16 protein-coding genes are annotated in these 13,737 nt (G+C 48.2%); all 16 read left to right on the top strand.

Annotated elements, in window-relative coordinates; all coding sequences use genetic code 11:
- The first annotated feature begins 4 nt into the window (after nt 1–4).
- On the top strand, nt 5–712 hold the full coding sequence (locus QZ375_RS01335) for a hypothetical protein (RefSeq protein ID WP_295214177.1): 708 nt from the start codon (nt 5–7) through the stop codon (nt 710–712).
- Nucleotides 713–735: 23 nt separating this feature from the next.
- Nucleotides 736–3,147, top strand: a complete 2,412-nt coding sequence (gene leuS, locus QZ375_RS01330; protein WP_295214176.1) for a leucine--tRNA ligase — start codon at nt 736–738, stop codon at nt 3,145–3,147.
- Between the two features lie 212 nt (nt 3,148–3,359).
- A complete protein-coding gene (gene rpsU, locus QZ375_RS01325; protein WP_009984057.1) occupies nt 3,360–3,533 on the top strand; it encodes a 30S ribosomal protein S21 in 174 nt (57 codons plus the stop codon).
- A gap of 159 nt (nt 3,534–3,692) precedes the next feature.
- Nucleotides 3,693–4,202, top strand: a complete 510-nt coding sequence (locus tag QZ375_RS01320) for a YqeG family HAD IIIA-type phosphatase (protein ID WP_295214175.1) — start codon at nt 3,693–3,695, stop codon at nt 4,200–4,202.
- A gap of 1 nt (nt 4,203) precedes the next feature.
- Entirely contained in the window at nt 4,204–4,635 is a 432-nt protein-coding gene (aroQ, locus tag QZ375_RS01315; RefSeq protein ID WP_022410796.1) for a type II 3-dehydroquinate dehydratase, read from the top strand.
- A gap of 11 nt (nt 4,636–4,646) precedes the next feature.
- Entirely contained in the window at nt 4,647–5,726 is a 1,080-nt protein-coding gene (locus QZ375_RS01310) for an aminopeptidase P family protein (RefSeq protein WP_295214174.1), read from the top strand.
- A gap of 493 nt (nt 5,727–6,219) precedes the next feature.
- On the top strand, nt 6,220–6,777 hold the full coding sequence (gene efp / locus QZ375_RS01305) for an elongation factor P (protein ID WP_177437100.1): 558 nt from the start codon (nt 6,220–6,222) through the stop codon (nt 6,775–6,777).
- Nucleotides 6,778–6,854: 77 nt separating this feature from the next.
- Nucleotides 6,855–7,334: a CD1247 N-terminal domain-containing protein gene (locus QZ375_RS01300; protein ID WP_295214173.1), complete on the top strand. Its 480-nt coding sequence runs from the start codon at nt 6,855–6,857 to the stop codon at nt 7,332–7,334.
- Nucleotides 7,335–7,459: 125 nt separating this feature from the next.
- Nucleotides 7,460–8,293 carry a sulfide/dihydroorotate dehydrogenase-like FAD/NAD-binding protein gene (locus tag QZ375_RS01295; RefSeq protein ID WP_295214172.1) on the top strand — a complete coding sequence of 278 codons (834 nt, stop codon included), beginning with the start codon at nt 7,460–7,462 and terminating at the stop codon, nt 8,291–8,293.
- A gap of 2 nt (nt 8,294–8,295) precedes the next feature.
- Nucleotides 8,296–9,708 carry an NADPH-dependent glutamate synthase gene (gene gltA, locus QZ375_RS01290; protein WP_295214171.1) on the top strand — a complete coding sequence of 471 codons (1,413 nt, stop codon included), beginning with the start codon at nt 8,296–8,298 and terminating at the stop codon, nt 9,706–9,708.
- A 37-nt stretch (nt 9,709–9,745) separates the two neighbouring features.
- Complete coding sequence (gene yajC, locus QZ375_RS01285) at nt 9,746–10,255, top strand: preprotein translocase subunit YajC (protein WP_295214170.1); 510 nt, start codon at nt 9,746–9,748, stop codon at nt 10,253–10,255.
- Between the two features lie 123 nt (nt 10,256–10,378).
- On the top strand, nt 10,379–10,786 hold the full coding sequence (locus QZ375_RS01280) for a TIGR04086 family membrane protein (protein WP_295214169.1): 408 nt from the start codon (nt 10,379–10,381) through the stop codon (nt 10,784–10,786).
- 116 nt (nt 10,787–10,902) lie between these two features.
- Nucleotides 10,903–11,040, top strand: coding sequence for a six-cysteine ranthipeptide SCIFF (gene scfA / locus QZ375_RS01275; protein WP_021680510.1), 138 nt, complete (start codon nt 10,903–10,905; stop codon nt 11,038–11,040).
- A gap of 139 nt (nt 11,041–11,179) precedes the next feature.
- Nucleotides 11,180–12,568, top strand: a complete 1,389-nt coding sequence (scfB, locus tag QZ375_RS01270) for a thioether cross-link-forming SCIFF peptide maturase (RefSeq protein ID WP_295214168.1) — start codon at nt 11,180–11,182, stop codon at nt 12,566–12,568.
- Nucleotides 12,565–13,305, top strand: a complete 741-nt coding sequence (locus QZ375_RS01265; protein ID WP_295214167.1) for a GH25 family lysozyme — start codon at nt 12,565–12,567, stop codon at nt 13,303–13,305. Before scfB ends, QZ375_RS01265 begins: the two co-directional genes overlap by 4 nt.
- Nucleotides 13,306–13,442: 137 nt before the next feature.
- Nucleotides 13,443–13,718: a hypothetical protein gene (locus QZ375_RS01260; protein WP_295214166.1), complete on the top strand. Its 276-nt coding sequence runs from the start codon at nt 13,443–13,445 to the stop codon at nt 13,716–13,718.
- Nucleotides 13,719–13,737: the final 19 nt, after the last annotated feature.

Here is a 13,737-nt window from a genome sequence, read left to right as displayed (position 1 = left end):
GTTAATGGAGGCGTTCCGGCTTTCTTCGCTGAAAAGCGGATGGCGTGTCTGTTATCAGCTGGAACAAAAATATCAGGAGAAATTTGTAATTTGTGACAGCAGTGCGGAAAGCATCCGTGAGAAAACATATACTGTTTCACCGAAAGAAAATCCAGATCTGGAGTTTGAGGTAAATGTTGGTTGGTCAAAAGCTGGATGGAATGACCTCATACCGTTTATTTACGAGTTTCCGGAGTATTTCATGGGTGATAATTATGAAGCCACAGTATGGCTGGACTACTGCATAGAACATAAAATTCCTACAAGAGTAGTAAGTACAGATTTCCGCTATTTTGAAAATACCATAAATGACCAACCTTGGCATTCTGATAATATTTATGACAGCTTTGGCGAAAATGGAAATATTACGGTGGATTTTTCAAAGGATAATCTATCGGAAAAGGCGGATGAAATCTATGCGCTTTACAGTGGTATTGGTGCGCTTCGCCCCTTTTGTAATTTTTCTGCGGAAGAGAAGAATGATTACTGGAATGGTGTTGCTTTTGCAGTATATGTTGTATTTTCCAACGACAATAGGGAGATTTACAATACAATAACAAGAGAACGCTATCATTATGGCTTTCTGATAAATTACCCATTTACACGGGATGAGATCTACCAGCAGCTGGTGGAACTCGCATCGGAAGACAAATGGGAATATAAAGACGAGTAAATATAATAAAAGGAATGATATACATGAGCAACAAATACGATTTTGCCGCTGTGGAACCTAAGTGGCAGAAATACTGGGAGGAACACGGTACATTCCGTGCCAACGAGGATCATACCAAGCCAAAATTTTATGCGCTGGTAGAGTTTCCCTATCCGTCGGGACACGGTATGCACGTGGGACACATTAAGGCATATTCCGGTCTGGAGGTTGTCAGCCGGAAACGCCGGATGCAGGGCTATAATGTCCTGTTTCCCATCGGCTTCGATGCCTACGGTCTGCCTACAGAAAATACCGCCATCAAAACCGGTGTGCATCCGAGAATCGTAACAGATAATAACATCGAGAAATTTACTGGTCAGCTGAAGCATGTGGGCTTCTCTTTCGACTGGTCACGTGTGATCGATACCACAGATGAGGATTATTACAAGTGGACCCAGTGGATTTTCTTGAAAATGTTTGAAAACGGGCTGGTGTTCCGGGATAAGACCATGGTAAATTACTGCCCTAGCTGTAAGGTTGTTCTCTCTAACGAGGACTCCCAGGGCGGCAAGTGCGATATCTGCCACAGCGACATTGTTCAGAAGACAAAGGAAGTCTGGTATCTGCGCATTACCGAATATGCGGATAAACTCCTGGAGGGACTGAAAGAGGTAGATTATCTGCCCAATGTAAAGCTCCAGCAGGAAAACTGGATCGGCAAATCCACTGGTGCATTCGTGAACTTTTCTATCAAGGAGCATGATGAGACACTGCGTATTTACACCACTCGTCCGGATACCCTCTATGGCGTGACATTCATGGTCATTGCACCGGAGCATCCCATGATCCAGAAATACCGGGACAGTATTGCCAATATCGACGCACTGGACGCCTATAAGGCGGAGTGTGCTAAGAAGAGTGAATTCGAGCGGACGCAGCTGGTCAAGGACAAAACTGGTGTGAAAATCCAGGGACTGACCGGTATCAACCCCATTACCGGCAAGGAAATTCCCATTTACATTTCGGACTATGTTATGATGGGTTATGGCACCGGCGCCATTATGGCAGTACCGGCACATGATACCCGTGACTATGAGTTTGCCAAGAAGTTTGGCATTGATATTATCGAGGTTATCAAGGGCGGCGATATCTCTAAGGAAGCATATACCGGCGACGGCGAAATGGTCAACTCCGGTGTGCTCAATGGTATCACCAACAAGAAGGATGCCATAGCCAAAATGCTGGAGATCCTGGAGGAAAAGGGCTGCGGTGAAAAGGGCGTTCAGTACAAGATGAAAGACTGGGCATTTAACCGTCAGAGATATTGGGGCGAGCCGATTCCCATTGTACACTGTCCGACATGCGGCATGGTGGCTGTGCCCTATGAGGAATTGCCCCTGCGTTTGCCGCCGGTGGAGAATTTTGAGCCGGGTACAGATGGTGAAAGTCCACTGGCAAAGATCGATTCCTTTGTGAACTGCAAGTGCCCGAAGTGCGGTGGTGCTGCAAAGCGTGAGACTGACACGATGCCCCAGTGGGCAGGTTCGTCCTGGTACTTCCTGCGCTATTGTGACCCCAACAACGACAAGGAATTCGCCAGCCAGGAAGCTTTGAAATACTGGATGCCTGTCGATTGGTACAACGGCGGCATGGAACATGTGACACGACACATGATCTATTCTCGTTTCTGGCACAAGTTCCTATATGATCTGGGATTGGTTCCCACATCTGAGCCTTATGCCAAGAGAACGGCACAGGGTCTGATCCTGGGACCGGATGGAGAAAAGATGTCCAAGTCCAGAGGCAATGTCGTTGACCCTAACGATGTGGTGGATGTCTACGGCGCAGATGTGCTTCGGCTGTATGTCCTCTTCATGGGTGACTATGAAAAGGCTGCACCCTGGAGTGACAACAGCGTGAAGGGCTGCAAGCGTTTCATTGACCGTATCTGGGCATTGCAGGACAAGCTGGTGGATAGTGACAGCTACAGCGATGGGCTGAGATCCAATATGCACAAGACCATTAAGAAAGTCTCTGAGGATATCGAAGCCATGAAGTTCAACACTGCCATTGCGGCAATGATGACATTGCTCAATGATATCTACACAGTTGGTTCTATCACAAAGAAGGAATTCCGTGACTTCCTGGTGCTGCTGTATCCCTTTGCACCTCATATTTCGGAGGAACTGTATCAGGTCATCGGCTGTGAGGGCGTACTCAGCGAACAGGAATGGGTGACCTATGATGAGGCGCTGTGCGTGGATGATACCATTGAGATCGTGGTACAGATCAACGGCAAAGTTCGTGCAAAGCTGGAAATTGCTGCTGATGCAGAGAAGGATGTCGTTCTGGCACAGGCAGCCGCAGAACCGAAGATTGCAGAAGCTGTCGAGGGCAAAACGATCATGAAACAAATTTATGTACCAAAGAAACTGGTCAATTTTGTGGTAAAATAACAAAAAGATAAGTTTTTCGAAAAAACTGCTTGACAAATTCTGTGAGACATGCTATAATAGATTACATTGCAAAAAATGTTTGCTGGTGACAGATGGAGCTAGTCCCCGATATCCTGTTTTATGCAGGATTCTGGTGATATAGATTGGAAGTCTGACCTTGGGTCAGATGGAAAATTAGCCTCTGCCGTAGTGGCAAAGGGAGGGAAATGTAAGTGGCAGAAGTTCGCGTTGGTAAGAACGAGTCTTTGGACACCGCTCTGAAGCGCTTTAAGAGATCTTGTGCGAAGGACGGCGTTATCGCTGAAGTTCGTAAGAGAGAGCATTACGAAAAGCCTTCGGTAAAGCGTAAGAAGAAGTCTGAAGCTGCTCGTAAGCGCAAGTATTAATAAAATCATTGCGATACACAGCATGCGGGCGCACTTGAGAAGAGTGCGCCCGTTTTTTGCAGTATGCGCATTTTCGACATTTCCGGCAGGGAAATGAGAGTATAATGATACTATTAGGGGACTTGCTGTCCCTCTATTCGGATATAAGGAGGGACAGCCATGCTGTTTCGGACAAAGATCGCACTGCGCAGCGTATGCGATATTACGCCCCAACTGCTGGATACCCTGGGCGTAAAAGGACTTTTACTAGATATTGACAACACCCTTACCACTCACGATAATCCCACACCTGCCCCTGGTGTGGAGGCGTGGGTGACAGGAATGCAGGCTGCAGGGATTTCTTTGTGTCTGGTGTCCAATAATCATCCCCCACGGGTGGAACCTTTTGCTAAGCGGCTGGGGCTGGATTTTGTGTGTGAGGGAAAAAAGCCTTTGTCCAAGGGATACCGGGAGGCAGTGCGGAAAATGGGACTGTCCCGGAAGGAAGTTGCCGCAGTGGGAGATCAGATCTTCACGGACGTGCTGGGGGCAAATCTGTTCCGGATCCCGTGCATTTTTGTATTCCCCATGGAGATGGAAAAGACAACGTTTTTCAAGGTGAAGCGGAAGCTGGAAATGCCGTTTTTGCCACGGAAAATTTATGAAGAAAAAGAAGAAGGAGTCGATTGATATGATCAAAAAAGTATTGGTGATCCACGGACCGAATCTGAATCTGCTGGGCGAACGGGAACCGGGCGTATACGGCAACACCACTTTTGCCGATCTGAACCGTCAGATCCTGGATCGTGCAGAGGGGTTGGGACTGGAGTGTGAGATCTTCCAGTCCAACCACGAGGGTGCGATTATTGACAAGCTCCATGCGGCACGGCATACTTTTGACGGTGTTGTGATCAATGCTGGTGCATATACGCATTATAGCTATGCCATTCACGATGCCATTCATGATATCCGCATTCCCTGCGTAGAGGTACATATCAGCAACATCTATGCCAGAGACGAGTTCCGTTCCCATTCGGTGCTCAGTCCGGTCTGCGCCGGAACTATTGCCGGGTTCGGCATCAACGGCTATTTTCTGGCGCTTCAGGCACTTTCTGAAATGTGAGGTGAACGGACATGATGAGTCGAATTGCAGTGTTGATGCAAAAACTTCCCCCGGAAACAGACGCTGCGCTGATCCAGTCGGATGTGAACCGGCGGTATTTTACGGGAATGCAGTCCTCTGCGGGAACAGTGCTCTGTTTCCGGGATGCAGCATATTTGCTCATTGATTTTCGGTATATTGAAAAGGCGAAGCAGTGTGTGAAGGACTGTACTGTAATCGAACAGCATGATTTGCAGGAACAGATCCGGGAACTGCTCCAGAAGCACCATGCACATACCCTTTCTATGGAATCCATGACCATGACGCTCAGCCAGTTTTCCAAGCTGAAAAAGGATCTGGGAAGTCAGGTACAGCTGGATTGCAGTGACACATTGAGCCGTGTCATTTACGATTGCCGCACAGTGAAATCCGATGAAGAAATAGAGAAGATCCGGTCAGCACAACGTATTGCGGAAATTGCTTTTGAGGATATCCTGACATTTTTGCGTCCGGGCGTGTCGGAGCGGGATGTGATGCTGCGGCTGAACCAGACTATGATGGAGCACGGTTCAGACGGGGAGTCTTTCCCTACCATTGCCCTGACAGGTACAGCAACTTCTATGCCTCATGGAGTACCATCGGCCGACCGGCTGGTGCAGGAGGGCGACTTTGTACTCATGGATTATGGCGCAACTGTGGACGGTTATCACAGTGATATGACACGGACTGTCTGTGTGGGACAGCCCAGCGAAAAAATGCAGATGGTGTATGAAACGGTTTATCTGGCACAGGCGGCGGCGCTGCGTGCAGCAAAGGCAGGTATGACCGGCAGGGAACTGGATAAATGCGCACGGGATGTGATAGAAGAGGCAGGCTATGGTGTGAATTTCGGGCATTCCCTGGGACACGGCGTAGGTCTGGAGATCCATGAGTATCCCAATGCTTCGCCAGGCTCTCAGAGAGTATTGGAGCCGGGCAATGTGGTGACTGTAGAACCGGGTATTTATTTGCCGGGTGAATTTGGCGTGCGGATCGAGGATTTTGTGGTGATCCGGGAGGATGGCTGCGAAAATCTGACAAAGGCGCCGAAGCATTTGATGGTGTTGGATTGAGGAATGGCACTGTGCTGTGATTTTTCACCTCAAATCCGATAAATTCTTCTAGAGGAACTCTAAAGCAATTTTTTTCCAGGGCTTCCGCATGAAAATTTCTCTAAAGTTTGTTGAATATGCACAAGAAAAGATGCTTATATTAGAGGAATTGACGATTGAAATAGATGATATTGTATATTTTTCTTTGGCTTAATCAAAACTTAACAGCGTATCTTCACTATTCCATGAGGTGTTTACTATTAACAAAATGATTTTACTCCTCAAAGGTAACAATTATAAGCGTTTATTTATGTCACTTTGCACAAATTTTCCTGATTTTTTCATGCGGAAGCCCTGATTTTTTTTCAGGAAAGGCTTGCAAAGTTTACAATAATGTTGTATAATAGTAGTAAGCAATGCTTTTGGGTGGGGAAAAGACTGTAACATATTGGACTGACAAAACGAGCTGCCCCACATCGTTGCAACAAAGGATAAAAAACGGAGGTTTCAATTTATGATTTCAGCAGGCGATTTCAGAAACGGTATCACATTTGAATTGGACGGCAACGTGGTACAGGTAATCGAATTCCAGCACGTAAAGCCGGGTAAGGGCGCTGCATTTGTGCGTACCAAGTATAAGAACGTGATCACCGGTGCCGTGGTTGAACGTTCGTTTAACCCGACAGATAAGTATCCGACTGCTTATATTGAGCGCAAGGACATGCAGTATCTGTACAGCGACGGCGATCTGTATTACTTTATGGATATGGAAACATATGAGCAGCAGCCCATTGACAAGTCGAAGCTGGGTTCTGCATTCCAGTTCGTCAAGGAAAACATGGAGGTGAAGGTCCTGTCCTATAAGGGTAATGTTTTCGGCGTAGAGCCGCCCAACTTCGTAGAACTGGAAGTGACTGAGACAGATCCGGGCTTCAAGGGCGATACTGCTACTAATGCAACAAAGCCGGCAACGCTGGAGACTGGTGCAGAGATCAAAGTGCCGCTGTTCATTAACCAGGGTGATATGATCCGCATCGATACCAGAACTGGTGAGTATATGGAGCGTGCATAAGTCAAAGGGACTTTTTGCATAGAGTAGCACTGTTCACAAAAGTGGCAGGCTGTTGCACAGAACAGGAGGTATACTGTATGAATCTGACAGATAAGATGGCGTATTTGCGCGGTATGGTCGACGGCATGGAGCTTGATCTGACCGGTTCAAAAGAAGGCAAGGTACTGGGAAAGCTTTTGGATGTCATGCAGGAAATGACCGCCTATGTCGTAGATTTGCAAACTCAGGTGGACGAGCTGACAGAGGTCTGTGATCTGCTGGATCAGGATCTGGGCGATCTGGAGGATATCGTCTATGAGGAGGACGATGACGACGACGAAGATGTCTATGATTTCTGCTGCGATGAGGACGATTATGAGGATGATGACGATGACGAGGAGGAACTGTATGAAACAGTTTGTCCTTCTTGCAACAATGTTATTGTCTTGGATGAATCTGTTCTGGAAGAAGGCGAAATGCCGTGTCCGTGCTGCGGCGAAATATTGGAATTTGACTATAGCGATCTGACTATGGACGCATTTGAAGTGCCCATTGAGACGCCGGACGCAGATGAATAATCGGGCATGATTTTGCATGAAACAGAATTTGTATCAGGGGTATTTTGGTGCAGATTCTGAGGGAAAACAAGCCGGCGGGTTCGTCGGCTTGTTTCGTTAAACACTCAATTTATGAGGTGACAGAATTGTTTCAAATTGTAGAAAAGAAAAAACTGAACGATGCAGTGACCATGGTGCGTATTGCTGCACCGCTCATTGCAAAAAAAGTTCTGCCGGGTCAGTTTATTATCTTCCGGCTGGATGAATTCGGTGAGCGTGTGCCGCTGACGGTTGCGGACTATGACCGCACAGAAGGTACCATTACCCTGATCTTCCAGGCAGCTGGTGAGAGCACACGCCGGTTTGCAGAACTGGAGGCGGGAGATTCCATACTGAATCTTGTGGGACCTCTGGGTGTTCCTACGGAATTGCCGGAGGGTGCGAAGTCTGTGTGTGTGATCGGCGGCGGCGTGGGTTGCGCTATCGCATATCCCCAGGCAAAGCATCTCCATGCAATGGGCTTGGAAGTAGATACCATTGTAGGCTTCCGGAATAAGGATATCGTGATTCTGGAGGATGAATTCCGGGCATGCAGCGATCATCTGTATTTATGTACAGATGACGGATCCTACGGCACAAAGGGCTTTGTGACCAATGTGCTTCAGGAACAGCTGGACAAGGGCAAGAAGTATGATGTAGTCATTGCCATCGGACCAGTTCCTATGATGAAATTTGTCTGCAAAACCACAGAGCCGTATCACATTAAGACCATTGTTTCTCTCAATCCGATTATGGTGGATGGTACGGGCATGTGCGGCGGATGCCGTGTCACTGTCGGCGGAAAGATCCGCTATGCCTGCGTGGACGGCCCTGATTTTGACGGACATCAGGTGGATTTTGACGAATTGATGCGCCGGAACGGCACTTATCGGGAACAAGAAGAGCATGAGTGCAGACTCTATGGAAAGGGGGATCAGTGATCATGGCAGGAAATTTCAATATGGCACCGCAGAAAGTGCCCATGCCGGAACGTGATCCCAAGGAGCGTGCACGCTGTTTCCAGGAAGTTGCCATGGGCTATACGCCGGAACAGGCACAGGAAGAAGCAACACGCTGTCTGCATTGCAAGGCAAAACCTTGCGTCAGCGGATGTCCGGTAGGCGTTCCTATCCCGGATTTCATTGCAGCAGTGGCTGCCGGCGATTTCTTGCAGGCGTATGATATTATTCGTACAACAAACAGTCTGCCAGCGATCTGCGGCCGTGTTTGTCCTCAGGAAAATCAGTGCGAGGGAAAGTGTGTTCGCGGCAAGAAAGGCGAGCCGGTTGCGATCGGTCGTCTGGAACGCTTTGTGGCAGACTATGCAAGAGAACATGGTTATACCGGAAAGAGCGAAGCGGTAAAGCCCAATGGTATGCGTGTTGCCATTGTAGGAGGCGGGCCGGCAGGTCTGACCTGTGCCGGTGATCTGGCACGGTTGGGCTATCAGGTAACGATCTTCGAGGCATTTCAGGTTGCCGGCGGCGTGCTTATGTATGGAATTCCGGAATTCCGTCTGCCGAAAGAAATCGTCCAGAAAGAGATCCATGCACTGGAAGAAATGGGTGTGGAAATCCAACCCGATATGGTTATCGGCAAGATCCTCTCTGTGGATGAACTGATGGAATCTGGCTATGATGCGGTATTTATTGGTTCTGGGGCTGGTCTGCCCCGGTTCATGAATATCCCGGGTGAAGCATTGGTGGGCGTTTGCTCTGCGAATGAGTATCTGACCCGTATTAATCTCATGCACGGATATGACCCGAAATATGCAACGCCGGTCATCAAATCTAAGGCGGTTGCTGTTGTGGGCGGCGGCAATGTGGCAATGGACGCTGCGAGAAGTGCACTGCGTATGGGTGCGGAGCATGTCTATATTGTCTATCGCCGTTCAGAGGCAGAAATGCCGGCACGTTTGGAAGAAGTACATCATGCCAAGGAAGAAGGCGTGGAATTCAAGAATCTGTGCAATCCGGTGGAGATCCTGGGTGATGAAACTGGTCGTGTCAACGGCTTGAAGTGCATCCGGATGGAATTGGGCGAGCCGGATGAAAGCGGCAGACGCCGTCCGGTTGCCGTTCCCGACAGCGAGTTTGTCTTGGATGTGGATACAGTCATTATGGCGATCGGCACTTCACCGAATCCGCTGATTTCTGCGACAACAGAAGGACTTGACACAAATCGTTGGGGTTGTCTCGTGGTCAATGAAGAGATGGCAACGACAAAGGAAAAAGTCTATGCCGGCGGCGATGCAGTCACTGGCGCAGCTACGGTGATTCTTGCCATGGGTGCCGGAAAAACAGCTGCTGCATCCATTGATGAAGTGCTGAGAGGCGGAAACGCTGCAAAGGCATAACAACGCTCGGTAAAACGTGAGGAAAGGGTTTTTGATCATGATGAAGAAATTTGCAAAACTGGGACTCGCTGCAAGTACAGCAGCACTGACAGGTTCGCTCTGCGCCGTAACAGCATTTGCGGAGGGTGGTTCAGCATCGGCTAATGGTGCTGGCGGAAGTGGCTTTGGCACAGTGGGCTATCTGATTTTTATGATATTGTTGTTTGCTGTCATGTATTTTATTCTGATTCGTCCCCAGAAGAAAAAGGACAAGGAAGCAAAGGCAATGCAGAGCAGTCTTCAGGTGGGGGATGAGATCGTCACCATCGGCGGCATTGTTGGTCTGGTTGTACAGGTTGGCGAAGATACGATTGTGGTTGAAACGACCGGCAACCGGAATAAGATCCGCCTGAAAAACTGGGCGATCCAGGAGAATTTGACCATGACCGAAAACACCAAGCGGGAACAGGAAGCAAAGCTTGCTGCTGCAAAGGCAAAGAAAGAGGAAAAAGCAAACAAGAAGAAAAAGGATGACTCTGACGGAGATCAGGGCATGCTGAAAGACTAAGTTTGTAAAAATAACATTTCATAAAGCGGGTTGTAGAAATACAGCTCGTTTTTGTTTTTGTTCTAATTGTCTGTGTGTTCGCATATGAATCCAACATAAGAGAATGGACGGGAGGAATGCGCCATGCAGACAAAACGGCCGCCGGCAAGGCGCAGTTTGTGGGAATCCGGAGTGTGGTATCTGCTGTTTTCGCTGCCGGTAGGTGCAGGGATACTGCTGGGGTGTCTGCTTGTGCTTGCGGGAATGATGATGCTGGCAGATGCGGCAGAGTGGATGCTCTCTCTTATGGCGGCAGTTTCGCTGTTGCTGTCAGGATATGGAATGGGGCGTTTCGCCGGGTTTCACCGGCGGCATCATGGACTGAAAACCGGATTGGTGTGTGGTTTGATGCTGTATTTGGTATTGCTCTTGCTGGGATTGGTGTGGCAGGGCATAGGCGGAGGATTCCTGCGCCCAGTTTGTTTGCTGGCAGGCGGCTGCTGGGGCGGTATTTCTGGTGTGAATGCACAGCATAAAAAACCGCCAAGGTGAATCATTCAGCTGTGAAACGATATATGTAAACTTTTTTCCGTTTTTGCATAGAAAGCTTGAAAATCGGACAAATTTGTGCTATAATGAAAGTAAACTTTTTTTGGGGAGGGTTCTGAATGAAGCATATCAAGACCATCAATGCGGCTAACCTGAAGGCTTCTGCTGCAAAGGGCGGCTGTGGTAAGTGTCAGGCTTCTTGTCAGTCTGCTTGCAAGACTTCCTGCACAGTAGCTAATCAGAAGTGCGAGCACTAAGTGCGATCTGCTCTACGGCAGTTTTTCATTGTACGCTTGCAAACAAATACGGAAAAGGGACAGCTTTTGTCCCTTTTTTCGCATCCTGAGAATATTTTGCTGTCCGAAAAACAGACGGCGTGGAAAGAGGAAATTGTATATGATTCATAAATATAAACTGGGCGATTATAATGTTGTTCTGGATGTCAACAGCGGTGGTGTTCATGTGGTGGACGAGCTGACATATGATATGTTGGACAATGTGGCACCGCCCTTTGCACCGGAATGTCCAGAGAATGTGGTGGAAAAGCTGTCTCGCTTTTATGACCTTGAGGAGATTCGCTCCTGCTATGCAGAAGTGTTGGAGTCATATGAGGAGGGAATTCTTTTCTCGCCGGATGACTATGAAAAGTATGCCAACTTTGCTGTGGCATCTCCCATCAAGGCAATGTGCCTGCATATTTCTCATGACTGCAATCTGCGCTGTAAGTATTGCTTTGCTTCTACCGGCGACTTTGGTGAAGGCAGAAAACTCATGACCTATGAGACTGGAAAGCAGGCAATTGACTTTTTGCTGAAAAATTCCGGCGATCGTGTAAACCTGGAACTGGATTTCTTCGGCGGCGAACCGCTGATGAATTTCGATGTGGTAAAGCAGGTCGTGGAATATGCCCGGAGTCAAGAGCCAATTTACAAGAAAAAGTTCCGTTTCACGATTACCACAAACGGGATGCTCCTGACAGATGACAAGATCGATTTCATCAACAAGGAAATGTCCAACGTGGTTCTCTCCATTGACGGCAGAAAGGAAGTCAATGACAATATGCGCCCCCGTGCAGACGGAAAAGGTTCTTTTGACCGCATTGTGCCCTTGTACCAGAAGCTGGTACAGCAGCGTGGGGATAAGGAATACTACGTTCGGGGTACATATACCAAGTATAACCTGGATTTCTCCGATGATGTATTCGCACTGCTGGATGCCGGATTCGACCAGATCTCCGTGGAGCCGGTAATGGCTGACCCGTCTGAACCCTATGCCATTACAGAGGCAGATCTGCCTCGTATTTTTGAGGAATACGAACGGCTCATGCAGCGGATTCTGGACTATGAGGCAACGGGAAAGAAGTTTAACTTCTTCCACTTTATGTTGGATCTGGATCAGGGACCTTGCGCAATTAAACGTCTCCGGGGCTGCGGCTGCGGTAATGAGTATGTGGCGATCACACCGGATGGAGATATCTATCCCTGCCATCAGTTTGTGGGCGATCCGGACTATAAAATGGGCAATCTGGCAGACGGTACATTCAATCAGGAAATGAAGTCGGATTTCGCAAAAACCCATATTTACAGCAAGCCAGACTGCCGGACATGCTGGGCACGGTTCTATTGCAGCGGTGGATGTAATGCCAATAACTATCAGTATGCCGGTGATGTGCACAAGGCGCACAAGCTCTCCTGTGAGATCGAGAAAAAGCGTCTGGAATGCGCCATTGTCCTCAAGGCAATCCGCATGGATCGGGATGCTGCAAAGCAGGAGCAGAATCAGTGAAGCGTTTCAGAAAGTGCATTGCCCTCACGGGCGGTGTACTTTTTTTGATCGTTGTCGTCTGTGCAGTGATGATCTGGTTCGGTGTGATCCAACTGAACGGTCATGCTGCAAAGCAGTTTCCGGTGCACGGCGTGGATGTGTCCGAGTATCAGGGCGAGATCGATTGGGAAGTGCTGGCAGCACAGGATATTTCTTTTGCTTTTATCAAAGCCACAGAGGGCAGCGGCTATGTGGATTCGCAGTTTTCGTATAACTGGGAGAATGCTGCAAAAACGGATTTGCGCATCGGGGCATATCACTTTTTCAGTTTTGACAGCAGCGGCGAGACTCAGGCGGCACTATTTACCCAGACAGTAGAACCTGTGGAAAATATGCTGCCGCCGGTGGTGGATGTGGAATATTACAGCGATTACAAGGAAACGCCTCCGGACAGGGATACTGTGAAGCAGGAACTTTCCACAATGTTGAAAGTGCTGGAAGAGACGTATGGCGTGAAGCCTATCCTCTATGTGACAAAAGATACCTTCTGGGTGATAACGGCATTTCCGGAGTATGCCTATTGGGAACGCAGTGTTTACAGCGAACCGTCAGGCGGTGATAAGGGCTGGACATGGACATTCTGGCAGTATTCCAATCGGCTTCGGTTGGAAGGGTATGACGGTGAAGAACGGTATATTGATGGAAATGTGTTTGTGGGGTCGGAGGAGGATTTTGCGGCCTTTGGAAAAACAGATTGAGGAGGCAACACAATGGCAGAGAAGATCGGTGTTTACATTTTACAAAATATACATTAAATTTCCCTTTTTTCATGGTATAATGTTCTTGTATATTCCAGTTCGTGGAATGAAACAAAGTGAAAAAGGAGTATTTGGGTATGAGGATTTGGAAGAGGATGCTTGCGGTGTTATCCGCCGGCGTGATTTTTGCGGTGAGTGCACCGTTTGTCGTTCGTGCAGAGGAGACGGCGGCAGAGACGGGAACATATGGAGACCTGGCGTATAAGGTGCTGAATAACGGTACGATTCAGATCACTGGATTGGCAGGAGAGTGGTCAGAATGGGAAAAAGTTACATCTATAGAAATTCCTTCTGAAATTGATGGGAAAGCTGTGACAAGAATTAGGGACACGCTGAATAAAAGCGATAGTTGAAAAAAACCGCACCAATCAT

It is taken from the genome of Ruminococcus sp., assembly GCF_019417665.1.
Lineage (GTDB): Bacteria > Bacillota > Clostridia > Oscillospirales > Ruminococcaceae > Ruminococcus_C.
This window is presented reverse-complemented; position numbering and strand designations above follow the sequence as displayed.

Excerpts from the sequence above, each read along its gene's own strand:
- QZ375_RS01335 (WP_295214177.1), top strand. The coding sequence starts at position 5 with ATGGAGGCGTTCCGGCTTTCTTCGCTGAAAAGCGGATGGCGTGTCTGT.
- leuS (WP_295214176.1), top strand. The coding sequence starts at position 736 with ATGAGCAACAAATACGATTTTGCCGCTGTGGAACCTAAGTGGCAGAAA.
- QZ375_RS01320 (WP_295214175.1), top strand. The coding sequence starts at position 3,693 with ATGCTGTTTCGGACAAAGATCGCACTGCGCAGCGTATGCGATATTACG.
- aroQ (WP_022410796.1), top strand. The coding sequence starts at position 4,204 with ATGATCAAAAAAGTATTGGTGATCCACGGACCGAATCTGAATCTGCTG.
- QZ375_RS01310 (WP_295214174.1), top strand. The coding sequence starts at position 4,647 with ATGATGAGTCGAATTGCAGTGTTGATGCAAAAACTTCCCCCGGAAACA.
- efp (WP_177437100.1), top strand. The coding sequence starts at position 6,220 with ATGATTTCAGCAGGCGATTTCAGAAACGGTATCACATTTGAATTGGAC.
- QZ375_RS01300 (WP_295214173.1), top strand. The coding sequence starts at position 6,855 with ATGAATCTGACAGATAAGATGGCGTATTTGCGCGGTATGGTCGACGGC.
- gltA (WP_295214171.1), top strand. The coding sequence starts at position 8,296 with ATGGCAGGAAATTTCAATATGGCACCGCAGAAAGTGCCCATGCCGGAA.
- yajC (WP_295214170.1), top strand. The coding sequence starts at position 9,746 with ATGATGAAGAAATTTGCAAAACTGGGACTCGCTGCAAGTACAGCAGCA.
- QZ375_RS01280 (WP_295214169.1), top strand. The coding sequence starts at position 10,379 with ATGCAGACAAAACGGCCGCCGGCAAGGCGCAGTTTGTGGGAATCCGGA.
- scfA (WP_021680510.1), top strand. The coding sequence starts at position 10,903 with ATGAAGCATATCAAGACCATCAATGCGGCTAACCTGAAGGCTTCTGCT.
- scfB (WP_295214168.1), top strand. The coding sequence starts at position 11,180 with ATGATTCATAAATATAAACTGGGCGATTATAATGTTGTTCTGGATGTC.
- QZ375_RS01260 (WP_295214166.1), top strand. The coding sequence starts at position 13,443 with ATGAGGATTTGGAAGAGGATGCTTGCGGTGTTATCCGCCGGCGTGATT.